The 22,983-nt window shown below is 69.7% G+C and carries 21 protein-coding genes; 5 read left to right on the plus strand and 16 right to left on the minus strand.

The features are described 5' to 3' along the window. Positions 1 to 70: 70 nt before the first annotated feature. From tcuA to AC1HFW_RS24480, 3 genes are all read left to right on the plus strand, one after another. The gene (gene tcuA, locus AC1HFW_RS24470) at positions 71 to 1,486 is read left to right on the plus strand and encodes an FAD-dependent tricarballylate dehydrogenase TcuA (RefSeq protein ID WP_479285435.1); all 1,416 of its coding nucleotides are present in this window, start codon (positions 71 to 73) and stop codon (positions 1,484 to 1,486) included. Further along, positions 1,473 to 2,678: a tricarballylate utilization 4Fe-4S protein TcuB gene (gene tcuB, locus AC1HFW_RS24475; protein WP_479285436.1), complete on the plus strand. Its 1,206-nt coding sequence runs from the start codon at positions 1,473 to 1,475 to the stop codon at positions 2,676 to 2,678. The genes tcuA and tcuB overlap by 14 nt, the downstream gene beginning before the upstream one ends. Positions 2,679 to 2,770: 92 nt before the next feature. Then, entirely contained in the window at positions 2,771 to 3,745 is a 975-nt protein-coding gene (locus AC1HFW_RS24480) for a Bug family tripartite tricarboxylate transporter substrate binding protein (protein WP_479285437.1), read from the plus strand. A gap of 66 nt (positions 3,746 to 3,811) precedes the next feature. Here AC1HFW_RS24480 and AC1HFW_RS24485 read toward each other — a convergent pair whose 3' ends face one another. From AC1HFW_RS24485 to AC1HFW_RS24520, 8 genes are all read right to left on the minus strand, one after another. After that, positions 3,812 to 4,288: a hypothetical protein gene (locus AC1HFW_RS24485; protein ID WP_006391471.1), complete on the minus strand. Its 477-nt coding sequence runs from the start codon at positions 4,286 to 4,288 to the stop codon at positions 3,812 to 3,814. Between the two features lie 53 nt (positions 4,289 to 4,341). Next, a complete protein-coding gene (locus tag AC1HFW_RS24490; RefSeq protein WP_061073246.1) occupies positions 4,342 to 5,064 on the minus strand; it encodes a hypothetical protein in 723 nt (240 codons plus the stop codon). A 102-nt stretch (positions 5,065 to 5,166) separates the two neighbouring features. Continuing rightward, the gene (locus AC1HFW_RS24495; RefSeq protein ID WP_479285438.1) at positions 5,167 to 6,576 is read right to left on the minus strand and encodes an aminotransferase-like domain-containing protein; all 1,410 of its coding nucleotides are present in this window, start codon (positions 6,574 to 6,576) and stop codon (positions 5,167 to 5,169) included. A gap of 25 nt (positions 6,577 to 6,601) precedes the next feature. Further along, positions 6,602 to 6,742: a DUF2474 family protein gene (locus AC1HFW_RS24500; RefSeq protein WP_006391468.1), complete on the minus strand. Its 141-nt coding sequence runs from the start codon at positions 6,740 to 6,742 to the stop codon at positions 6,602 to 6,604. Continuing rightward, entirely contained in the window at positions 6,742 to 7,749 is a 1,008-nt protein-coding gene (cydB, locus tag AC1HFW_RS24505; RefSeq protein WP_479285439.1) for a cytochrome d ubiquinol oxidase subunit II, read from the minus strand. Before cydB ends, AC1HFW_RS24500 begins: the two co-directional genes overlap by 1 nt. A gap of 4 nt (positions 7,750 to 7,753) precedes the next feature. Beyond that, positions 7,754 to 9,190 (minus strand): cytochrome ubiquinol oxidase subunit I, encoded by a 1,437-nt coding sequence (locus tag AC1HFW_RS24510; protein WP_479285440.1) that lies wholly within the window; start codon positions 9,188 to 9,190, stop codon positions 7,754 to 7,756. Between the two features lie 306 nt (positions 9,191 to 9,496). Next, positions 9,497 to 9,715 carry a tautomerase family protein gene (locus tag AC1HFW_RS24515; RefSeq protein WP_006391465.1) on the minus strand — a complete coding sequence of 73 codons (219 nt, stop codon included), beginning with the start codon at positions 9,713 to 9,715 and terminating at the stop codon, positions 9,497 to 9,499. Positions 9,716 to 9,768: 53 nt separating this feature from the next. Beyond that, on the minus strand, positions 9,769 to 10,506 hold the full coding sequence (locus AC1HFW_RS24520; protein ID WP_006391464.1) for an SDR family NAD(P)-dependent oxidoreductase: 738 nt from the start codon (positions 10,504 to 10,506) through the stop codon (positions 9,769 to 9,771). A 191-nt stretch (positions 10,507 to 10,697) separates the two neighbouring features. Between AC1HFW_RS24520 and AC1HFW_RS24525 the strand changes: the two genes are divergently transcribed. Continuing rightward, the gene (locus AC1HFW_RS24525) at positions 10,698 to 11,609 is read left to right on the plus strand and encodes a LysR family transcriptional regulator (RefSeq protein WP_006391463.1); all 912 of its coding nucleotides are present in this window, start codon (positions 10,698 to 10,700) and stop codon (positions 11,607 to 11,609) included. Here AC1HFW_RS24525 and AC1HFW_RS24530 read toward each other — a convergent pair. After that, entirely contained in the window at positions 11,524 to 12,462 is a 939-nt protein-coding gene (locus AC1HFW_RS24530) for an EamA family transporter (protein ID WP_479285441.1), read from the minus strand. The genes AC1HFW_RS24525 and AC1HFW_RS24530 overlap by 86 nt on opposite strands. Positions 12,463 to 12,606: 144 nt before the next feature. Between AC1HFW_RS24530 and AC1HFW_RS24535 the strand changes: the two genes are divergently transcribed. Then, on the plus strand, positions 12,607 to 13,503 hold the full coding sequence (locus tag AC1HFW_RS24535; protein ID WP_479285442.1) for a LysR family transcriptional regulator: 897 nt from the start codon (positions 12,607 to 12,609) through the stop codon (positions 13,501 to 13,503). Positions 13,504 to 13,570: 67 nt separating this feature from the next. On the opposite strand, the gene phbB is transcribed toward AC1HFW_RS24535, so the two are convergent. From phbB to AC1HFW_RS24570, 7 genes are read right to left on the minus strand one after another with little or no spacing between them, the layout of a single operon-like run. Then, positions 13,571 to 14,317: an acetoacetyl-CoA reductase gene (gene phbB / locus AC1HFW_RS24540; protein WP_479285443.1), complete on the minus strand. Its 747-nt coding sequence runs from the start codon at positions 14,315 to 14,317 to the stop codon at positions 13,571 to 13,573. After that, positions 14,307 to 14,780, minus strand: a complete 474-nt coding sequence (locus AC1HFW_RS24545; protein WP_006391459.1) for a hypothetical protein — start codon at positions 14,778 to 14,780, stop codon at positions 14,307 to 14,309. The genes phbB and AC1HFW_RS24545 overlap by 11 nt, the downstream gene beginning before the upstream one ends. A 44-nt stretch (positions 14,781 to 14,824) precedes the next feature. Then, positions 14,825 to 15,952, minus strand: a complete 1,128-nt coding sequence (locus AC1HFW_RS24550; RefSeq protein WP_006391458.1) for an ABC transporter permease — start codon at positions 15,950 to 15,952, stop codon at positions 14,825 to 14,827. A gap of 3 nt (positions 15,953 to 15,955) precedes the next feature. Next, a complete protein-coding gene (gene rbbA, locus AC1HFW_RS24555) occupies positions 15,956 to 18,709 on the minus strand; it encodes a ribosome-associated ATPase/putative transporter RbbA (protein WP_479285444.1) in 2,754 nt (917 codons plus the stop codon). Further along, positions 18,709 to 19,776 (minus strand): HlyD family secretion protein, encoded by a 1,068-nt coding sequence (locus AC1HFW_RS24560; protein WP_006391456.1) that lies wholly within the window; start codon positions 19,774 to 19,776, stop codon positions 18,709 to 18,711. The genes rbbA and AC1HFW_RS24560 overlap by 1 nt, the downstream gene beginning before the upstream one ends. Further along, positions 19,773 to 21,278 carry an efflux transporter outer membrane subunit gene (locus AC1HFW_RS24565; protein ID WP_479285445.1) on the minus strand — a complete coding sequence of 502 codons (1,506 nt, stop codon included), beginning with the start codon at positions 21,276 to 21,278 and terminating at the stop codon, positions 19,773 to 19,775. Before AC1HFW_RS24565 ends, AC1HFW_RS24560 begins: the two co-directional genes overlap by 4 nt. 3 nt (positions 21,279 to 21,281) lie before the next feature. Continuing rightward, a complete protein-coding gene (locus AC1HFW_RS24570) occupies positions 21,282 to 22,802 on the minus strand; it encodes a PHA/PHB synthase family protein (protein ID WP_479285446.1) in 1,521 nt (506 codons plus the stop codon). Between the last annotated feature and the right edge of the window lie 181 nt (positions 22,803 to 22,983).

A 22,983-nucleotide genomic window follows, 5' to 3' on the forward strand; every position in this document is an offset into this window, starting at 1 on the left:
TTGACGCCGCGCTGATATCGCGGCGCGCGGCGCCGGCCTACAGTCCGTTCCTTGATCCGGGAACGAACACATGGTCGACGTATTGGTGGTGGGCGGGGGCAACGCGGCGCTTTGCGCGGCCCTGATGGCGCGCGAGGCGGGCGCCAGCGTGTTGCTGCTGGAGGCCGCGCCGCGCGAATGGCGCGGCGGCAATTCGCAGCACACGCGCAACCTGCGCTGCATGCACGACGCGCCGCAGGACGTGCTGGTGGACGCCTATCCGGAAGAGGAATACTGGCAGGACCTGCTCAAGGTCACCGGCGGCCAGACCGATGAAAAGCTGGCGCGGCTGGTGATCCGCGAGTCCGCCACCTGTCGCGACTGGATGCGGCGCCACGGCGTCAATTTCCAGCCGCCGCTGTCGGGCGCGCTGCACGTGGCCCGCACCAATGCCTTCTTCATGGGCGGCGGCAAGGCGCTGGTGAACGCCTATTACCGCAGCGCCGAGGCCCTGGGCGTGCGCATCCGCTACGACGCGCCGGTGGACGCGCTGGAACTGGAGGACGGCCGCTTCAAGGCCGCCCGCATCGGCGCCGAGCGCATCGAGGCGCGCGCCTGCGTGCTGGCGGCCGGCGGCTTCGAATCCAACCGCGAATGGCTGCGCGAAGCCTGGGGCCGCAACGAGCGCGGCGAATGGCCGGCCGACAACTTCCTCATCCGCGGCACCCGCTTCAACCAGGGCGTGCTGCTCAAGTTCATGCTGGATGCCGGCGCCGACCGCATTGGCGATCCGTCGCAGTCGCACTGCGTGGCCATCGATGCGCGCGCGCCGCTGTACGACGGCGGCATCTGTACCCGCATCGACTGCGTGTCGCTGGGCGTGGTGGTCAACCGCGACGCGCAACGCTTCTACGACGAGGGCGAGGATTTCTGGCCCAAGCGCTACGCCATCTGGGGCCGCCTGACGGCCATGCAGCCGGGGCAGATCGCCTATTCCATCATCGACGCCAAGGCCGTCGGCCGCTTCATGCCGCCGGTGTTTCCCGGCGTCGCTGCCGATTCGCTGCCGGAGCTGGGGCGGCTGCTGGGGCTGGATCCGGTGGCGTTCGAGCGCACCCTCCGCGAATACAACCAGGCCTGTAGAACCGGCACCTTCGACCACACGGTGCTGGACGACTGCCGCACCGACGGCCTGGCGCCCGCCAAGACCCACTGGGCGCGGCCCATCGACACCGCGCCGTTCTATGGCTACGCGTTGCGGCCGGGCATCACCTTCACCTATCTGGGCCTGAAGGTGGACGAGACCGCCGCGGTCCGCTTCAGCGGCATGCCCAGCGACAACCTGTTCGTGGCGGGCGAGATGATGGCCGGCAACGTGCTGGGCAAGGGCTATACCGCGGGGGTGGGCATGTCCATCGGCACCGCGTTCGGCCGCATCGCCGGCACCCGGGCCGCGGCCGCCGCGCGCCTTTCGCATCACGCAGGAGCACAGCATGCGGCAGCTTGAAACCCTGGCCCGCGAGGCCCAATCGTTCGCCGACGCGCCGCGCCAGGCGGCCGAACAGCCGGTGCGCTGGCATGGCCGCGGCGGCGCCGCGCTCAGCCCGGACGAGACCGAAGTGGCGCGCGTCATGCAGATCTGCAACGCCTGTCGCTACTGCGAAGGTTTCTGCGCGGTCTTTCCGGCCATGACCCGGCGCCTGGAATTCGGCAAGGCCGACCTGAACTACCTGGCCAACCTGTGCCACAACTGCGGCGCCTGTCTGCACGCCTGCCAGTACGCGCCGCCGCACGAGTTCGCGGTGAACGTGCCGCAGGCCATGGCCAAGGTGCGATTGCAGACCTATACCGAGTACGCGTTCCCGGCGGCGCTGGGCAAGCTGTACCGGCGCAACGGGTTGGCGCTCTCGCTGGCCACGGCGACGGGGCTGGCGCTGTTCCTGGCGTTGACGGTGATGTTGACGGGCGGCCTGTTCCACGCGCCGCTGGCGGGCAATTTCTATGCGGTGTTCCCGCACAACACGCTGGCGCTGATGTTCGGCGCCGTGTTCGGCTTCGCCATGCTGGCATTGGGCATCGGCGCGGCGCGCTTCTGGCGCGACGTCAGCCCCGGCGCGGCCAGCGGCGCGGCGGTGGCCGAGGCCGCGCACGACGCGCTGCGCCTGCGCTACCTGGACGGCGGCCACGGCAAGGGCTGCAACAACGCCGACGATGCCTTCACGTTGTGGCGGCGGCGTTTCCATCACTTCACGTTCTACGGCTTCATGCTGTGCTTTGCCGCCACCTGCGTGGCCACGCTCTATCACTACCTGCTGGGCCAGCAGGCGCCGTATCCGTTCTGGAGCGCGCCGGTGCTGCTTGGCACGGCGGGCGGCATCGGCCTGCTGATCGGACCGGCGGGGCTGCTGTGGCTGAACCTGAAACGCCATCCGCTGCAGGGCGACGCGGCGCAGAAGCCGATGGACCGCGGCTTCATCGCGCTGTTGTTGCTGACCAGCGCCACCGGCCTGGCGCTGCTGGCCGGCCGCGACACCGGCGCCATGGCCCTGCTGCTGGCGGTGCACCTGGGCGTGGTGATGGCGCTGTTCCTGACCCTGCCTTACGGCAAGTTCGCCCATGGCATCTATCGCTCGGCCGCGCTGTTGAAGTGGGCGATCGAAAAACGGCAGCCCGACAAATTGCAGTTGGGCGCCGATTGAGCCGCGCGGCGGCCGCCGCTTGCCGGTGGCCCGGCCCGCGCATGACGGCGTCCTCGATGGCGCCGCGATTCCAATACCCTCAGGAGATTCGCATGTTCCCTCATCGCCTTGCCCAGGCGGCATTCGCCGCCTGTCTGCTGCCGGCCCTGCCGGCCGCGCACGCGCAGACCTTTCCCGCCAAGCCCATCACGCTGGTCGTGCCGCATTCGGCCGGCGGCACCTCGGACATCCTGGCCCGCACCGTGGCGGCCGAGGCGGCCAAGGCGCTGGGGCAGACCATCGTGATCGACAACAAGGGCGGCGCCAACGGCACCATCGCCGCCAAGCAGGTGGCCTCGGCCGCGCCCGACGGCTACACGCTGCTGCTGGCGACCGCCAGCACGCATGGCATCAACCCGTCGCTGTACTCGCGCATTTCTTACGACGCGGTCAAGGATTTCACGCCGGTCACGCTGCTGGCCACCGTGCCCAACGTGCTGGTGGTCGGCCCCAACGTGAAGGCCGAGACCGTGTCCGAGCTGATCGCCTACGTCAAGGCGCGGGGCGATCGCAGCAACATGGGATCGGCCGGCGCCGGCACGCCCGGCCACCTGGCGGGCGAGATGTTCAAGCGCGCCGCGGACCTGCAGTTCACGCACGTGCCGTACAAGGGCGGCAGCCCGGCCATCACCGACCTGATCGGCGGCCAGATCGACTTCATGTTCACGACGATTCCGGGCGTGCTGCCGCACGTCAAGGCGGGCACGTTGCGCGCGTTGGCGGTGACCTCGCCGCAGCGCTCGCCGGCCTTGCCCGGGATTCCGACCATGGCGGAATCGGGCCTGGCGGGCTTCCAGGCCCTGTCGTGGCACGGCGTGGTGGCGCCAGCGGGAACGCCGGACGCGGTGGTGGCGCGCTTGAACGACGCCCTGGGCGGCGCGCTGGCGGCGCCGGCGGTCAGGCAGCGCCTGATGGAAGAAGGGGCCCAGGCGTCGAACCTGCATACCGCCGGCTTCGGCGCGTTCATCCGCCAGGAGATCGCGGCCTGGGCGCAGGCAGTGAAGGATTCCGGCGCCACCGCCAACTGAGGCGTGGCGCATGACGGGCCGGCGTCGGTGCCGGCCCGGTCCCGCCGAGGGGAAGATGCCGGTTGGTCAGCGCGCCTGGTAGGCGTCGCACAAGGCCAGGTATTCGTCGGCGCTGATCTCCAGCGCCATGGCCTGGATCAGCACGCGCTTGCGGTTCGGCAGCGAGGTCTTCAACTGGATCTGCCTGGCGGTGGGGATGCCGACGTAGGTCTGGTTGACGTAGGTGTTCTCGTTGATCGCGTCCCACGGAATGACGGTGCCGTCCGTCACCTGCAGGCCCGCGCGGGTGAAGGTGATCACCGGCTTGGCCGGGCCGAATGCGCGCATCAGGCAGCGGATCACCAGCCAGACGCCGATGGCCGCGATGGCGGCGAAGAACGCCATGCCGCCGAGATTGCCGCGGGTGCGCGCGGCCAGGGCGCCGAACACCACCGCGCCCACCGTCCAGATGACGGCGCCGACGATGAGGCGGTTGCGCGAGTAGTACACCGGACGGTCGGCCAGCGTTTGGGCTTGGTGCGAGGCGGAGCTGTAGATTTCCATGTCGAGGCTGCGGGGTAGGGAGGGGAGGCCGCCACGAAGGGCGGATGTCGGGGTCAGGCGCCGGGAAGGTAGCGCTGCAGACAGGCCAGCATCACCGGCTCGTTGTCGATGCGGGAACGGTCGATCTTGTGGGTCTTGCCCTGCGCGACGATGATCAGCGTCTCGTCGGTTTCCATGCCTTCGCTGTCGGACTGCGTGCGGATGGTGTCGATCGTCGTCCACGGAATCTGCCGGCCCTTGTGCACCAGGCCGGCCGCGTTCATGCCGAGGGAACCGAAAGCGACGGTGGCGCCGGCGTCGATGCGGCGTTGGGCGTCGGCTTCGAGATTGCCGCCGATGCGCGCATCTAGCTGCTCGAGCAGCTCGTCGGCGCCTGCCCAGATTCCCAGCCGCAAGCGCACGCGCTCGCCGTTGGCCAGCGTGAGCAGTAGATGGTCGCGATTGTGCAGATGGCGCATCGACGCGATGTCGCTGAACGCCACCGTGCGTGCGCCCAGGTGCAGCGCGCGGTCATCCAGCGTCAACGCGGCGGGCGCGCGCCACCAGGCGACCAGGTCCGAACCGCGCCACAGCAGATAGCCGACGGCGGGCAATGTCAGGAAGAAGACCAGCCACATGGCACGATAGCGCAGCATCTCGACCAGCAGGCTGCGCGGCAGCAGCCAGATGTCAATGATGGCCAGCAGCTGCGCGCTGAACAGGTACAGCAGCGCGGCCGCGCCGAGGTAGCAACCCAGCGCATGGCGCGGTAGAACACGGGAAAAGGAAGCCGTCATGAGCAACGCGCCGCGACGCGGCACCGTCCTGATGTTGAAGGCTTCGCACTCTAAGGGATGCGCGTCGGGGCGGGGTTTCCATCTGTATCAATATGGCGGATTTCATGTCGCCATGAGCTTGCCGAGCGTCGCCATGCCTTGCTCCATCTCCGCGTTCCAGGGGTGTCCGCAGTTCAGCCGCAGGAAGTTGCCGAACGCGCCGGACGAGGAAAACAGCGGCCCCGGCGCGATGCTGATGCCGTGGTCGAGCGCCGCGCGATGCAGGCGCAGGGTGTCGATGTGCGCGGGCAGTTCGACCCAGGTGAAGTAGCCGCCCAGCGGCCGCGTGGCGCGCGTGCCCTTGGGAAAGTAGCGCGCCACCGCTTGCAGCATCTCGCCTTGCTGCAAGGCCAGCGTCTGGCGGAACTGGCGCAGGTGGCGGTCGTAGCCGCCCTGCGCCAGGTACGCGGCAATCGCGGCCTGCGTCGGCGCGGCGGTGGCCAGGCTGGTGGTGAGCTTGTTGCGCATGATGGCGCGGGTGTAGCGCCCGGCCGCGACCCAGCCCACGCGGTAGCCCGGCGCCAGCGTTTTCGAGAACGACGAGCAATGCATCACCAGGCCTTCGCGGTCGAAGGCCTTGGCGGGCCGCGGCCGCGTGGCGCCGAAGTACAGCTCGCCGTAGACGTCGTCCTCGATCAACGCCACGCCGTGGCGCGCCAGCAGCGCGACCAGCGCTTCCTTCTTGGACTCGGGCATCAGGCTGCCGAGCGGATTCTGGAAGGTCGTCATCAACCAGCAGGCGCGCGGCTGGTGCTGCACGATGGCCCGCTCGAGCGCCTGCAGGTCGATGCCTTCGCGCGGATGCGTCGCCACCTCGATGGCGTGCAGCTGGTTGCGTTCCAGCGATTGCAGGGCGGCATAGAACGTCGGCGATTCCACGATCACCGCGTCGCCGGGCCGCGTGACCGCGCTCAGGCACAGGTTGAGCGCGTCGAGCGCGCCGTTGGTGATGATGATGTCGTCCACCGGCACCGTCAGGCCGTCGGCCAGGTAGCGCAAGGCGATGGCGCGGCGCAGCGCGGCGTCGCCGGGGCTGAGGTCGTCGATCGAGCCCCACGGGTCCAGCTGCTGCACCGTGGTGGCCATGTAGCGCGCCAGCCGGCTGTAGGGCAGCAGCGACGGGCTGGGAAACGCGGAGCCGAACGGCAGCATGTCGCGCCGCAAGGTGGCGTTGAGCACCTGCAGCACGTTGTCGCTGACGTCCACCGGATGGCGGCCGGCGGCGGCGCTGGACAGGTCGTCGGGCTCGGGCAGCGCGGCCTGCGAAGCGCGCAGCACGTAGTAGCCGGAGCGATCGCGCGCGCGGATCAGGCCGCGCGCTTCCAGCAGGTAGTAGGCCTTGAACACCGTCGACGGGCTGACGCCGCGGCTGGCGCTGGTCTGGCGCACCGAGGGCAGCCGGTCGCCCGCCTGCAGCAGGCCCGACAGGATCGAGGCGGTGATTTCTTCGGTCAACCGTTCATAGCGCTTCATGGCAGGATCCGGGGAAGAAGGCGGTTCAGGTCGACATGCCGATGGCGCGCATCACCAGCCGCAGCGCGCCGGCGGCCAGGCCCAGCGCCGCCACGCCGCCGGCCCAGATCAACAGCAGCCACAGCAGTCGGCTGCGCCAGGAGGGCAGGGAGGTTGGCGCGGCCATCAGTGAAACGCCTCGCCGGTGCGCACCTTGCCGCGGAACACGTAGTAGGACCAGGCGGTGTACATCAGGATAATCGGAATGATGGCGAGCGCGCCGACCAGCGCGAAGCCCAGGCTCTGCGGCGGCGCGGCGGCGGTCCAGATCGACACGTCGGGCGGAATCACCGCGGGCCAGATGCTGATGCCCAGGCCGCTGTAGCCCAGGAACACCAGGCACAGCGCCAGCACGAACGGCCCCGCGTCGGGCGTGCCGCGCACGCGCCGCATCAGGTCGATGCCGGCCGCCGCCACCAGCAGCGGCACCGGCAGGAACCAGAACATGTTGGGCAGGCTGAACCAGCGCTGCGCGATCTGCGGCTGCGCCAGCGGCGTCCACAGGCTGAGCACGGTGATCACCGCCAGCAGCGCCAGCGTCAACGGCCGCGCCAGCGCGCACATGTGGCGGTGCAGGCGGCCCTCGGTCTTCATGATGAGCCAGGTGCAGCCCAGCAGCGCGTAGGCCGCCACCAGGCCCGCGCCGGTGAACAGCGAGAACGGACTGATCCAGTCCCACGGCCCGCCCTGGTAGGCGCGGTCGACCACCGGGATGCCCTCGATGTAGGCGCCCAGCGTCACGCCCTGGAAGAAGGTGGCGCAGAGCGAGCCCAGCACGAAGGCGCGGTCCCACAGCGCGCGGTGGCGCGGGTCGGCCTTGAAGCGGAATTCGAACGCCACGCCGCGGAAGATCAGCCCCAGCAGCATGAACACCAGCGGCAGGTACAGCGCGCTCAGGATCACCGAGTAGGCCAGCGGAAACGCGGCCAGCAGCCCCGCGCCGCCCAGCACCAGCCAGGTCTCGTTGCCGTCCCAGACGGGCGCGACGGTGTTGACCATGGCGTCGCGTTCCTCGGCGTCGGCGATCAGCGGAAAGAGGATGCCGATGCCCAGGTCGAAGCCGTCCATCACCACGTACATCATCACGCCGAACAGGATGATGCCGGCCCATATCAATGCAAGGTCGATGCCCATGGCGTCAGGCTCCTTTGAATCCAGGTTGCGCGGACGGGGCGTCCGCCGAGGTGGAGGCGGCCGACAGCGGCCGCGATGGCTGGCGCGGTTCGCCCGGACCGCCGGACAGCGGCGCGTGGCCGGGCGCCGGGGTCGGGCCCATGCGGATCAGGCGCAGCATGTACGACACGCCGGCGCCGAATACGAACAGGTACACCACCACGAACAACGCCAGCGTCAGCGTCAGTTCGCCCAGGCCATGGCGGGTCGCGGCGTCGGCCGTGCGCATCACGCCGTAGACGATCCACGGCTGGCGGCCGATCTCGGTGACATACCAGCCGGCCAGGATCGCCACCAGGCCGGACGGCCCCATCCACAGCGCGAAGCGTTGCAGCGCGCGCGACTGGTACAGGCGGCCGCGCCAGCGCGCCCACAGCGCCCAGCCGGCCAGCAGGATCATCAGCATGCCCAGGCCCGCCATGACGCGGAACGACCAGAACACCACGGTGGCGTTGGGCCGGTCCTCGGGCGGATACGACTTCAGGCCGGGGAATTGGCCGTCCCAGCTGTGCGTGAGGATCAGGCTGCCCAGGCGCGGCACGTTGAGCGCGTAACGGGTCTCTTCGCGTTCCATGTCGGGGATGCCGAACAGCGTCAGCGGCACGCCGGCGCCGGGCTCGTTGTCCCAATGGCCTTCGATCGCCGCGATCTTGGCGGGCTGGTGCTTGAGCGTGTTCAGGCCGTGGAAGTCGCCCACCACCGCCTGCAGCGGCGCGGAAATCGCCAGCATGGTCATCGCCATCGCGAACATCTTTTTCACCGCCGGGCTGCGGTCGCCGCGCAGCAGGTGCCAGGCGCCGGACGCGCCCACCATCAGCGCGGTGGCCAGGAACGCGGCGATGCCCATGTGCGCCAGGCGATAGGGGAACGAGGGATTGAAGATCACCGCCAGCCAATCGGTCGGCACCACGCGGCCGTCCAGGATCTCGTAGCCCGCGGGCGTCTGCATCCAGCTGTTGGACGCCAGGATCCAGGTGGCCGACACCAGCGTGCCCAGCGCCACCATGATGGTCGAGAAGAAGTGCAGGCCCGGGCCCACGCGCGACCAGCCGAACAGCATCACGCCGAGAAAGCCGGCCTCCAGGAAGAACGCGGTCAGCACCTCATAGGCCAGCAGGGGCCCGGTGACGCTGCCGGCGAAATCGGAAAAGAAGCTCCAGTTGGTGCCGAACTGGTACGCCATCACCAGCCCGGACACCACGCCCATGCCGAAGTTGACGGCGAAGATCTTGGTCCAGAAGTGGTAGAGGTCGCGGTAGACGGTATTGCGGGTGCGCAGCCAGCAGCCTTCGAGCACGGCCAGGTAGCTGGCCAGGCCGATGGTGATGGCCGGAAAAATGATGTGGAAGGAAATGGTGAATCCGAACTGTATTCGGGCAAGCAGTAGCGCGTCGCTATCCATGGCGGGTGATTCCTGACTTCAAGGCCCGCGCGATCCTGCCGCCACCGGGCGGCGCGCGCGGACAGGCCGATGCCTGTAGCGCCAAGATAGGCCGGGGGCGCTGTGCAGTACAGATTCAGACGGCGACGAAAAAAGCGGATCAGTTTGGCGATGCGGTGATCCCGCGGTCCGGATTCCCATAGGGAAAACAAGGCGGATGCGATGAAAGGGCCAGATGACGGCGTTACAAAAAAAACGGCGCAGCGGTAAGGCTGCGCCGTCTGATCCGGCCGCCGCGCAGGGGCACCTGGCGGCGGGCCGGACCCGTCAGGTCGCCTGCGCGGCGCGCTGCCGCTGGCGCAGCGCCGTGACGGTTTCGCCGGCCACGCCCCAGCTATCGGTGTCGACTTCCTCGATGACCACGAACGTGGCCTGCGGGTCCTTGCCGAGCACGCGCACCACCAGGTCGGTGGCGCCCTTGATCAGCTCGGCCTTCTGTTCGCGCGTGGCGCCTTCGCGGGTGATCTGGATGTTGATGTAAGGCATGCGGATTCCTCGATGTATAGGCCGGCGCGCGCCGGCGGGGCTTGTCAACGGGCTTACCAACGACCGGCCGCGGCGCCGCCATCGACGGGCAGGATGGCGCCGGACGTGAACGACGAATCGGTCAGGTACAGCACCGCGTCGACCACGTCGCGGGTGTTGCCGCGGCGGCCGGACGGCGACAGGCGGTCCAGGAAATCCGTGTCGCCGCCGTCATGCATGGGCGTCTCGATGATACCCGGGGCGACCGCGTTGACGCGGATGTTGTGCGGCGCCAGTTCCAGCGCCAGCGCTTCGGTGGCCTGGTTCAGGCCGCCCTTGACCAGGACCGGCAGCAGCGCGGGCACCTGTTGCTGCGGTTGCAGCGCGATGCTGGCGGTGATGTTGACGATGTGGCCGCCGCCGTGCGCCGCCATGTGCGCGGCGGCCTGCTGCGACGGGTAGAAGAAGCCCTTGAGGTTGGTGCTGAACAGCGCGTCGGCGTCGTCGGTGGTGTACTCGCCCAGCGGCTTGGCGATGAAGATGCCGGCATTGTTGACCAGCACGTCGACCTTGCCGAAGGCCTGCGTGGCGCGGTCGAACAGGGCGCGCGCGGTGTCGGGGTGGCCGATGTCGCCGGCCACGCCCAGAAAGCGCGGCGGGTTGCCCAGCTGGCGGGCGGCGTGGGCCAGGCGTTCGGCGCTGCGGGCATTGCCCACCACGTTGTCGCCACGCTCCAGGTAGGCGCGGGCGATGGCCAGGCCGATGCCGCTGGAGGCGCCGGTCACGATGATGGTCTTGGTTTGCTTGGACATGTTGTGAACTCCGAGATAAGAGGGGGTAGCGCCACTCTACTTATGACTCGAAACGTGATAAACATACCAAATATCAAATCAATGAATACACCATGTAATGAATCGAGTGGCCGCGCCCTGGCCGGTTCGACGCGCGGCCGAACCGCCGCGGTGAACCCCGCGCGCGGTCCCGTCATGCACGAGGACATGTCATGCAGCGCCGTTTCGAAGACCTGATGCTGGGCAGCGTCGAACTGTTCTGCTTGGCGGCCGAACTGCAGAGCTTCACCGCCGCGGCCAACGCCGCGGGCGTGACGCCGGCCGCGGTCAGCCGTTCGGTGTCGCGGCTGGAAGAGCGCCTGGGCGTGCGGCTGTTCGTGCGCACCACGCGCCAGATCCGCCTGACCGCCGCCGGCCAGCGCTACATGGAGCAATGCCGTTCGGCCCTGGCGCTGTTGAACGAGGCCGAGCGCGAGGTCACCGGCCAGCAGGCCGAGCCGGCCGGCAAGCTGCGCATCAGCCTGCCCACGCCGTATGCCCATCACCGCGTGCTGCCGCTGCTGGGCGAGTTCCGCCAACGCTATCCGCTGGTGCAGGTCGACGTCCACATCAGCAACCGCAACATCGACTTTGCCGAGGAAGGCTATGACCTGGCGATCCGTGGACGCCTGCCGCCCGATTCCAATCTGGTGGCGCGCAAGCTCGAGGACGCCGAGATGGTGCTGGTCGCCGCGCCCGGCTACCTGCGGCGGGCGGGCACGCCGCGCACGCTGGAGGACCTGCGCGAGCACGACTGCATCCAGTTCGAACTCCCCAGCACCGGCCGCAACATTCCATGGATCTTCATGCGCGATGGCCGCCAGATCGAGCTGCCGACCAGCGGCGGCACCAGCTGTTCGGGCGACGTGCTGGGCGGCGTCAGCCTGGCGCGCCATGGCGCCGGCTTGTTCCAGACCTATCGCTTCGTGGTGCAGGACGACCTGCGGCGCGGCGATCTGATGGAAATCATGCCGGCGTTCGGCGGCGCCTCGCGCGCGTTCACCCTGCTTTATCCCCACGTGCGCCATGTGTCGCTGCGGGTGCGGACGTTCGTGGATTTCCTGCTGGAACGCTTGCGCCAGTGAGCGCCGCGCGCCGCTGCACGCGCTGGCTCAGCCATACGCTGGCCACCACGATCGCCATGCCGGCCATCTGCGCCGCGCTCAGGCGCTGGTCCAGCAGCGCCCAGCCCAGCAGCACCGCCGACACCGGGCTCAGGAAGCCCAGCGACGACACCACCGCGGGCTCCAGCCGCGCCAGGCCGCGGAACCAGATGACGTAGGTCAGCGCGGCGCCGATCAGTCCCAGGTAGGCGATGCCCAGCACGTTCAGCAGGGTCGGCGCGGGCAGCGCCGGTTCGGCCAGCAAGGCGAGAGGCACGAGCAGCACGCCGCCCGCCGTCAATTGCCAGGAGGTAAACGCCAGCGCCGATACCGGCGGCTGCCAGCGGCGGCTCAGCACGGTGCCCAGCGCCATCGACGCGGCGCTGGCCAGCCCGGCCGCCACGCCCACCGGATCCAGCGCCGCCTTCGGCCCCAGCACCAGCAGCGCCACGCCGCCGATGCCGGCCAGGGCCGCCAGCACCGCCAGGCCGCGCACCGGCGCGCCCAGCAAGGCGCGCGCCAGCAGGATCACGACCAGCGGCTGGATCGCGCCCAGGGTCGCGGCCACGCCGCCCGGCAGGCGGTAGGCGGCCACGAACAGCAGCGCCCAGAAAATGGAGAAGTTCAGCGCGCCCAGGATCGCGGTGCGCAGCCACCAGATGCCGTGCGGCAGCTTGCGCACCGCCAGCAGCAGCAGGAGCCCGGCGGGCAGCGCGCGCAGCATCGCCACCGTCAGCGGATAGCCCTGCGGCAGCATCAGGGTGGTGACGACATAGGTGCTGCCCCAGATGGCGGGGGCGGTGGCGGTCAGGAGCAGGTCGGTGCTGCGGGGCATGGCGGGATTCCTTCAGGCCGGCCACGCCAAGGGGCGCGGGCCGGCGGCTTCGATACCGACAGGCTAATTGAATCGCGCCCGGACGATAATATCGATTCCGGTCGCGACATCATTCACCACCAGTAAATAAAAAAGGGCCGTCCCATGGATCATCTCACCGCGCTCAGGGTCTTTCGCCAGGTGGTCGAGCAGGGCGGCTTCGCCGCGGCTTCGCGCCAATTGCGCCTGTCGCCCGCGGCCGTCAGCAAGAACATCGCCGAACTCGAGGCGCACGTCGCGGCGCGGCTGCTGAACCGCACCACGCGCCGCATGAGCCTGACCGAGGCGGGGCGGCAGTACTACGAGCAGGTGGCCCGCATCCTCGACGACCTGAACGAGGCCGAGCTGGCGCTGGGTCCCTTGCAGCAGGAGCCCAGCGGCACGTTGCGCGTCAGCGCGCCGCTGTCGTTGAGCCTGACCCTGCTGTCGGCCGCGATGCCGCGCTTCCTGGCCCGCCACCCGCGCCTGTCGCTCGACCTGCACCTGGAGGATCGCCGCATCGACCTGGTCAAGGAGGGGTTCGACGTGGCCATCCGCGGCAGCGACAGGCTCGAGGATTCGAGCCTGGTGGCGCGCAAGTTGATGGCGCTGGAGCATGTGCTGTGCGGCGCGCCGGCCTACTTCGATCAGCATGGCGAACCGACGCAGCCGGCCGACCTGCGGCGCCTGGAGTGCGTGCGCTTCACGCTGTCGGGGCATGCGGATGAATGGACCTTCCGGCGCGGCGCGCAGGTCGAGCGGGTGCCGGTGCGCGGCCGCTACAAGGTCAGCTCCAGCCTGGCGGTGTGCGACGCGCTGCGGGCCGGATTCGGCGTCAGCCTGGTGCCGCGGGTGTATGTGCGGGACGACCTGGAACGCGGCACGCTGCGTGCGGTGCTGCCGGACTGGGCGCCGGTGGAGACCGACGTCTACGCGGTGTACCCGTCGCGCCGTCACATGGTGGCCAAGGTGCGCGCGCTGGTGGACTTCCTGGTCGAGGAACTGGCGCCGCCGCCGGCGTGAGGCCGGCGCGGCGACAGGCAGGGCGTCGGGAAACGGCCGGACGCCGCCGCCCGACGCCCGGCGCGCATCAATACATGTGCTGCCCGCCGTTCATGGCCACATTGCTGCCGGTCATGAACGCGGCCGCGTCGCTGCAGATGAACGCCACCAGCGCGGCGATCTCGTCGGGCTCGCCCAGCCGGCCCAGCGGAATCTGCGGCAGGATCTTCTCCTTGAGCACTTCCTCCGGCACGGCCTTGACCATGCGCGTGGCCAGGTAGCCCGGCGATACGGTGTTGACCGTGACGTTCTTCCTGGCCAGTTCCAGCGCCAGCGCCTTGGTGAAACCGTGGATGCCGGCCTTGGATGCGGCATAGTTGGTCTGGCCGAAGGCGCCCTTGGAGCCGTTCACCGACGAGATGTTGACGATGCGTCCCCAGCCGCGGTCGGCCATCGGCCCGCACAGGGGTTGCGTCATGTTGAACATCGAATCGAGGTTGCTGCGCAGGACCTCGTTCCAGTTCTCGTAGCTCATCTTGCGCAGGCTGGCGTCGCGCGTGATGCCGGCGTTGTTGATCAGGATGTCGATCTGGCGGCCGTCGTCGGCCAGGCGCCGCGCCAGCGCCTGGCACGAGTCGTAGTCGGCCACGTCGACCTTGACCATGTCGTAGCGGCGGCCGGCGGCCGCCTCCTGGTCGAGCCATTCGCGCGTGGCGGCCTCGCTGGAGTGGCAGGTGACGATCACGTCGTGGCCGGCGTCGTTCAGGGCCCGGGCGATGGCGCGGCCCAGGCAGCCCGCGCCGCCGGTGATGAGCGCGGTGCGTTTAGTCGCCATGGCGCGCTCCGAACTGGCTGGCCTCGCGCATCGCCGAGCAGGCCGAGGTCATCTGGTCGCAATACGACGACCACATGCGCGTCAGCGGCGAATCGGCCAGGCCGCCGCTGGCCGCGGCCGAGGCGTTGCGCAGCCAGCCGCTCACGGCTTCGCTGACGCCGGCGGCCAGCGCCGCCTGGTCTTCGAGCGCGGCGTGGGTGATGGCCTGGCTGGCCTCGAGCTGGCACTGCCATTGCTTGCGCGTGACCTCGCCCAGCGCGGGGGCGATGTTCTGCCAGTTGCCGTCGAGCTTGAGCGGCGCCAGGGTCGACAGGTACTGGCCGGTGCCGTCGCTGGCCAGGCGCTGGCCCAGTTGCAGCCAGCGCTGCTGGCTTTCGCGCGCCAGTTCGCCCAGTCGTTGGCAATAGGCGGCGTTGGCGCCGGCGAGGTCCTGGGGCGTGGGGGCGGTTGTCTTCTTCATCATGCGTCCTTTTAAGAGAGTGGTAAGGGGCAACGAATGCACAGGCCTCACGCCATCTGGCTGAGGGTCTTGCGGAATCGGGTCAACGAGAAGGCGAACAGGACGCTGCCGATCAGCGCCAGCGCCAGGAAGGGCTGCCACACGACGCTCAAGCCCGCGCCGCGGAAAAGAATGGCCTGGCCGAGTTCCACGAAATGGGTGGTGGGGGCAGCCAGCATGATGTTCTGCACGAAGTCCGGCATGCTCTCGCGCGGCGTGGTGCCGCCCGACAGCATCTGCAGCGGCAGCAGCACCAGCACAAGCAGCATGCCGAATTGCGGCATGCTGCGTGCGAGGGTGGCCATGAAGATGCCCATGGAGGTGGTCGCGAACAAGTGCAGCGCCACCCCGGCCAGGAACAGCGCCACCGATCCCTCGACCGGCACCTGCAGCAGGCCACGCACGACGAATGTCAACGATAGCCCAGCCGACACCAGTACCACCAGTCCCATGGACCAGACTTTCGCCAGCATGATCTCGGTCGGTGTAACAGGCATGACAAGCAGGTGCTCGATGGTGCCGTGCTCGCGCTCGCGGATCAACGCCGCGCCGGTCAGGATGATCGACAGCATCGTGACGTTGTTGATGATCTCCATCAGGCTGCCGAACCAGGCCTGCGTCAGGTTGGGGTTGAAACGCATGCGCACCGCCAGGTCCACCGGCAGCTCGGTCGGCTTGCGGTAGCGCTTGACGAATTCATTGATCTCGTCGGTGATGATCTGCTGGATGTAGCTGCTGCCGGTGAACGCCTGGCTCATGCGGGTGGCGTCCACGTTCAGCTGGATCTCGGCCGGCTTGCCGGCCAGCACGTCGCGCTGGAAGTTCGGCGGGATGTTGACGGCGAAGGTATAGCGCCCGGCGTCCATGCCGGCGTCGGCCTCGGCCGACGTGACCATCTCGGGCCGGGTGAAGTGCGGCGGGTAGAACGCCGAGGTGATGCGCGCGGACAGCGGCGAGGCGTCCTCGTCCACCACCGCGATCGCGGCGTTGTGCAGCGACTCGGGCACGGCGGTGGCGGCCGTGTAGATCATCAGCGTGAACGACACGCAGATCAGGACCAGCATCATCGGGTCGCGCGCCAGGCTCCACAGTTCCTTCACGCCCAGCCGGAAGATATTGGCGGTATGTCGCGGCATGGCTCAGGTCTCCTGCTTTTTCAAAAGGAGCACCGACGCGCCCAGGATAACGGGAATCGCGACGATCAGGGGCCAGAACGATCCCTGCAGGTTGGAGAAATCCAGCGCCTTGCTGAATACGCCGCGGCTGATCGTGAGCATGTGGGTGGCCGGGTAGACCTGGCCGATCAGCTTGCCCGCGCCTTCCAGCGACGACACCGGGTTGAGCAGGCCGGCGAACTGCACCGCCGGCACCAGCGTGCCGATCATGGTGAAGAACAGCGCCGCGATCTGGCTGCGGGTGAAGGTCGAGGCCAGCAGGCCGATGGCGGTGGCCACCACGTTGTAGATCAGCGCGGCCGCCAGCAGCGTGGTGAAGCTGCCGGTGATCGGCACGCCGAACAGCGTCACCGCCAGCAGCGCCATCAACAGGAAGTTCAGCATCGCCAGCGCCACGTAGGGCGCCTGCTTGCCCAGCAGGAATTCCAGCCGCGTCACGGGCGTGACGTACAGGTTGATGATCGAGCCCAGTTCCTTCTCGCGCACCACCGCCAGCGCCGTCAGCATCGCCGGCATCATCAGCAGCAACAGCGGGATCACGGCCGGCACCATGGCCGGCAGGCTGCGCACGTCGGGGTTGTAGCGAAAGCGCGTTTCGATGCCGACCGCCTGCGTGGCGGCCGCGCCCAGCCGTTCGCGCGCCTGTTGCTGCAGCCAGCCCTGGTGCATGCCGAGCACGTAGCCGCGGATGGTTTCGGCGCGCTGCGGCATGGCGCCGTCGATCCAGACGCCGACCTGGGCGTCGCGGCCGCGTTCGGCGTCGCGCGCGAAGCCCTGCGGGATTTCGATCGCCAGGGACAGCTCGCCGCTGCGCATGCGCGCGTCCATGTCTTCGTAGCTGGTGATCGGCGGCTGCTCGATGAAATAGCGCGAGCCGGCCAGGTTCAGGCTGTAGTTCTGGCTCAGCGTGGTCTGGTCGCGGTCCATGACCGCGTAGCGCAGGTCTTCCACGTCCAGGCTGATGCCAAAGCCCATCACGAACATCAGCAGCAGCGAACCTGCCAGCGCCAGCGTGGCGCGCACCGGGTCGCGGCGCAGTTCCAGCGCCTCGCGCCACATGTAGCTGAAGGTGCGCTGCAGGCTGAAGCCGCGGGCCTCGTGCGCCGCCGGTTCCGGGGCGGCGGCGGGGGCGGGCGCCTGTGCCTGGGCCTGGCCCGGCTGGGTGCCCGCGCCGGCGTCGATCAGGTAGGCGATGAAGGCTTCTTCCAGCGTCCTGGCGCCGCGCATCCGCGTGATCTCGTCGGGCGCGGCGCTGACCAGCACCTTGCCGGCGTGCATCAGCGACATGCGGTCGCAACGCTGCGCCTCGTTCATGAAGTGGGTCGAGATGAAGATGGTGACCTGGTCGCGCCGCGCCAGCGCGATCAGCAGGCGCCAGAAGTTGTCGCGCGCCACCGGGTCCACGCCCGAGGTCGGCTCGTCCAGGATCAGCAGTTCGGGCTTGTGCACCATGGCCACCGCCAGCGACAGGCGCTGGCGCACGCCCATCGGCAGCTTCTCGGGCAGTTCATCCAGCGACTCGCCCAGGTCGAAGCGCGCCGCCATCTCGTCGACCCGGCCCGCAATCTCGGCCTCGGGCACGTGGAACAGCCGCGCATGCAGCACCAGGTTCTGCCGCACCGTCAGCTCGCCGTACAGCGAGAAGGCCTGCGACATGTAGCCGACGCGGCGCCGCGTGTCGATGTTGCGCGGATCCACCTCGGCGCCGAACAGCCAGGCCTTGCCCTCGCTGGCCGGCAGCAGGCCGGTCAGCATCTTCATGGTGGTGGACTTGCCGCAGCCGTTGGAGCCCAGGAAGCCGAAGATCTCGCCCTTGCGGATGCGGAAGTTGACGTGGTCGACCGCGACGAAGTCGCCGAAGCGCATGGTCAGGTCGCGCGCTTCGATGGCGATGACGGCGTCGTCGTCCAGCGTCAGCGGCGGGATCTCGACGGGCTTGTGGCCGCGCCGCTTTTCCTCGGGCAGCAGGGCGATGAAGGCGGCTTCCAGCGTGTCGGTGTCGGTGCGCTGGCGCAGCTCGTCGGGCGTGCCGGTGGCCAGCACGCGGCCGGCGTCCATGGCGATCAGCCAGTCGAAGCGCTGGGCCTCGTCCATGTAGGCGGTGGCCACGATTACGCTCATGCCCGGGCGTTCGCGGCGGATGTCGTTGATCAGGTCCCAGAACTGCGCGCGCGCCAGCGGGTCGACGCCGGTGGTGGGTTCGTCCAGGATCAGCAGGTCGGGGTCGTGGATCAGCGCGCAGCACAGGCCCAGCTTCTGTTTCATGCCCCCGGACAGCTTGCCGGCCGGACGCGACAGGAACGACGCCATGCCGGTGCTCTGCGTCAGGCTGTCGATGCGGCGGCGGCGCTCGGCCTCGCCGTGGCCGAACAGGCGGCCGAAGAATTGCAGGTTCTCTTCCACCGACAGGGTCGGGTAGAGATTCTTGCCCAGGCCCTGCGGCATGTAGGCGATGCGCGGGCAGACCGCGTCGCGGTGCGCCTTGCTGGCCATGTCGCCATCCAGCACCTCGACCGTGCCGGCCTGCACCGCGCGCGATCCCGCGGCCAGCGCCAGCAGGCTCGACTTGCCCACGCCGTCCGGGCCGATCAGGCCCACCATGCGGCCGGCGGGGATGTCCAGGGAGATATCGTCCAGCGCCAGCGTCTTGCCATAGCGCAGCGTCACTCCCGACAGCTTGACCACCGGGGCGGAGGAGGCTGTCGTGGTCGTGGTCATCACGGCACCTTGACTTCAAGGTTGGCGGGCCATTGCGCGTCGCCGTCCAGCTTCAGCCAGGCCACGCCGGGCAGCCCGGTCTTGACCTGCCGCAGGTGTTGCCGCAGCAGCTCGGGATCGATTTGCGCCTTGACGCGGAACATCAGCTTCTGGCGCTCGGTGGCGGTCTCGACGGTCTTGGGCGTGAACTGCGCGGTGCTGGCCACGAACGACACCTTGGCCGGGATCACGTACTGCGGCGCGGCGTCCAGCACGATGCGCACGTCCTGCCCCAGCGCCACGCGGCCCGCCGCCTGCTCCGGCAGGAAGAAGGTCATGTAGACGTCGGCCAGGTCCACCATGTTCAGCACCTTGCCGCCGGCGCCCAGCACTTCGCCGGCCTGCGCCACGCGGTACTGCACGCGGCCGTCGCGCGGCGCGCGCAGCTCGCTGTCGGTGATGTCGGCCTCGATGCGGGCAATGGTGGCCAGCGCCGCGTTGACCGCGGACTGGGCGCCCACCTGGGCCGCCTTGGCCGCGTCGATGGCCGCCTGCGCCGCCTTGACCTGGGCGCGCGCGGCGTTGACGGCGGCCTGCGCGCTGCGCACGCGGGCGCGGTCGTCATCCAGTTCCTGGATCGACGAGGCGCCTTCCCTGGACAGGGTCTCGGAACGCGCCAGGCGCCGGCGCGCGGCGTCCAGCTCGCTTTCGCGCTGCACCACCACGGCCTCGGCGGCCAGCTTGTCGCTCTCGCGTTGCGCGATCTGGGCGCTGGCGCTGGCGGCGTTGTTGATGGCCTGCTGGTGCTGGGCGCGGGCTTCCTCGCGCTGCGCCTGCAGCGTGTCGATCTGCATGCGCGCCAGCGGCTGGCCGGCGGCGACGAAGTCGCCCTCGCTCACCAGCACGTCCTGCACGCGGCCGGCCAGCTTGGTGGCGACGTCGACCTCGGTGGCCTCGATGCGGCCGTTGCCGCTGACGAAGCCGGCGCCGGGGCCGGTGTCGGACAGCATGCGCCAGCCGTAGTAGCCTGCGGCGGCCACGGCCAGGATCACGAGGACGGGAATCAGTTTTCGGGTGGGCAGCTTCATGATGCGGATCCTGTGTCGGTCGGCGCGGGGGCGGTCGGGACGGCGGCGGTGTCGGGCGTGGGCGTCGGCGTGGCGGGCGCCTGGGTGCCGCCGCCGAGCGCGGCATACAGGCCGACGCGGGCCGACAGCAGCGCGCGCCGCGTCTGCACCAGCGTCTGTTGCGCGGCCAGCAGGTCGCGCTGGGCGTCGAGCACTTCGAGGTAGGGCGAGGCGCCGTGGTCGTAGCGCAGTTTGGCCAGGCGCGCGCGCTCGCCTTGCGCGGCGACGGTGGCGCGCAGCACCTCGACCTGCTCGGCCAGCCAGCGGCGCGCCGACAGCGCGTCGGCGACATCCTTGAAGGCGCTCTGGATGGCGCGTTCGTAGCCGGCCACGGCCTGGTCGCGGCGCACCTCGGCCAGGTCCAGGTTGGCGCCGCGGCGGCCGGCGTCGAAGATCGGCAGGTTGATGCTGGGCGCGAAGTTCCAGGCGCGGCTGCCGCTGCCGAACAGGCCGTCGAGTTCGGCGCTGGCGGTGCCGAAGGCGCCGGTCAGCGTGATGCGGGGGAAGAACGCGGCGCGGGCCGCGCCGATGTTGGCATTGGCGGCGCGCAGCTGGTGTTCGGCGGCGACGATGTCGGGGCGGTTCGCCAGCAGGTCGGAGGGCAGGCCGGCGGGCAGGTCGCGCATCACGCTGGCGTCGTCCAGGCCCGCCTGCGGCAGGGGCAGCGCCAGCGGCTTGCCGGTCAACAGCTCCAGCGCGTGGGCCTGGGTGGCGCGTTGGCGTTCGAGATCGGCGCCCAGCGCGCGGGCCTGCTGCCACAGGGTTTCGACCTGGGTCAGGTCGAGCTTGGAGATCGAGCCGACCTCGTAGCGGCGGCGGAAGATGCGCAGCGATTCCTCGCGCGAGGCGATGGTCTCGCGCGTCAGCGCCAGGCGTTCATCCAGTTCGCGCAGCGACAGGTAGCTGTCGGCCACCTGCGCGATCAGGCTCAGCGTGGCCGCCTCGGCGGCGGCGTCGGAAGCCAGGTAGTTCTCGAGCGCGGCGTCCTTCAGGCTGCGCACGCGGCCCCAGAAGTCCAGTTCCCAGGCCGCCATGCCCAGGCCGACCTGGTACTGGCTGGCCACTTGCGGCTGGCCGGTCAGGTTCAGGTCGCCCGGCGTGCGGCCGCGAGCGCCATCGGCCTGCACGCCGAGCGTGGGGAACTGGTCGGCGCGCTGGATGCCATAGAGTGCGCGCGCCTCTTCCACGCGCAGCAGGGCGGTGCGCAGGTCGCGGTTGTAGGCCAGGGCGTCGGTGATGAGGCCCTGCAGCACGGGATCGGCGAAGTAGTCGCGCCAGCCCACGCGGGCCGCGTCGGGAGCCGCCGTCGCCGCGCCGGCCGGTTCGGGATAAGTCGCGGCCACCGGGAGGTCGGGGCGCACGTACTGCGGCGCCATGGACACGCAGCCTTGCGCCAGCAGCAGGGCCAGCGCAACGGGCGCGAGGCGGGCGGCGCGCCATGCCGGAGGGGTACGCCGAGTCATGCCTTATCTCTCCATCACGTAAGTGCCGGGCGCATCGCCCAGCGGGGGGTAGCCCTTGCGCGCGGCGCCCAGGGCCGGCGGTTTGGCGGGGTCGCCCGACAGGGCATCGAGCCAGGCGCGCCAGTGCGGCCACCAGGAACCGTCGTGCGGCGTGGCGGCCGCCAGCCAGTCGTCCGGGGCCAACGCCGGCGCGGCGGCCGGCCGCAGCAGGCTGCGAAAGCGCCGCCGTGGATGGCCGGGTTCGCTGACGATGCCGGCGTTGTGGCCGCCGCTGGTCAGCACGAAGGTCAGCGGCGCGGGCGACAGGTCGTGCAGCTTGTAGACCGAGCGCCATGGCGCCACGTGGTCGGTTTCGGTGCCGACGCAGAACGTCGGCAGGGTCAGGTCGGCCAGTCGCAGCGGACGACCATCGATCTCATAGCGGCCGGCGGCCAGGTCGTTGTCCAGGAACAGGCGGCGCAGGTATTGGCCGTGCATGCGCGCCGGCATGCGGGTGGCGTCGGCATTCCAGGCCTGCAGGTCGGTCATGGGGCGGCGCTGGCCCAGCAGGTATTCCGACACCATGCGCGACCACACCAGCTGCTGCGAGCGCAGCAGCTGGAACGCGCCGCTCATCTGCCGCGCCGGGAAGTAGCCCAGGGCCGCCATCTGCGTTTCCAGCAGCGCGACCTGGACATCGTCGATGAACAGGCCCAGTTCGCCGGGTTCGCTGAAGTCGGTCTGCGCGGCCAGCAGGCTGAGGCTGGCCAGGCGCCGGTCGCCGTCGCGCGCCATGGCGCTGGCGGCCATCGCCAGCAGCGTGCCGCCCAGGCAATAGCCCGCCGCGTGGATCGCGGCGCCGGGGACGATCGCCTCGATCGCCGCCAGCGGCTCATGCACGCCCAGGCGCAGGTAGTCGTCCATGCCCAGGTCGCGGTCCGCGGCGGTGGGGTTCTTCCACGACACGCAGAACACCGTGTAGCCCTGGCCGACCAGATAGGCGATCAACGAGTTGTGCGGCGACAGATCCAGGATGTAGTACTTCATGATCCAGGCGGGCACGATGAAGATCGGCTCCGGCCGGGTGCGGGCGGTCATGGGGCGGTACTGGATCAGTTCGGCCAGGCGATTGCGCAGCACCACCTTGCCGGGCGTGGCCGCCACTTCGTGGCCGGGACGGAATCGGTCCGCACCGGCCGGCGGCAGTCCGCTCCATTGGCGCAGCCCGTCTTCCCAGGCCGCCTGCGCGCCGCGCAGCAGGTTGGCGCCGCCCTCGCGGACGGTCTGGCGCAGCACCACGGGGTTGGTGAACGGGTTGTTGTCGGGCGCCAGCGGCTCCAGCCACTGGCGCGCCGCGAAGGCGGCCAGCTCGCGCTGGTGGCGGTCGGCCAGGGGCAGGGCGCGGACATAGGCGTCGCCGTTGCGCCGGGCCTGCTCGAAGCCCAGGCGCCACAGCGCATAGGGCCATTGGCGCCAGGCGTCGTCATCGAACCGGCCTGCGGGCGCCGCGGTCTGCTTGGGGGCTGGCGGGGGCGTTTTCGGCATGATGGCTCCGTGGCGCGGGCGGCGGGAGTGCCGCTCGCGTGGGGCCGGACCGTCACGAAACCGGGTTTGTGGCCTGGCGTCGGACCAATCCGACTCAACCGTCTTGCGTCCATTGTGCCGCCGCGGGGGTGGGCAATCCTTGATCAGGATCAAGCTAACGACTGACTGGTCGGTTTTTAAT

This window comes from Achromobacter sp. ISS7, assembly GCF_056523125.1.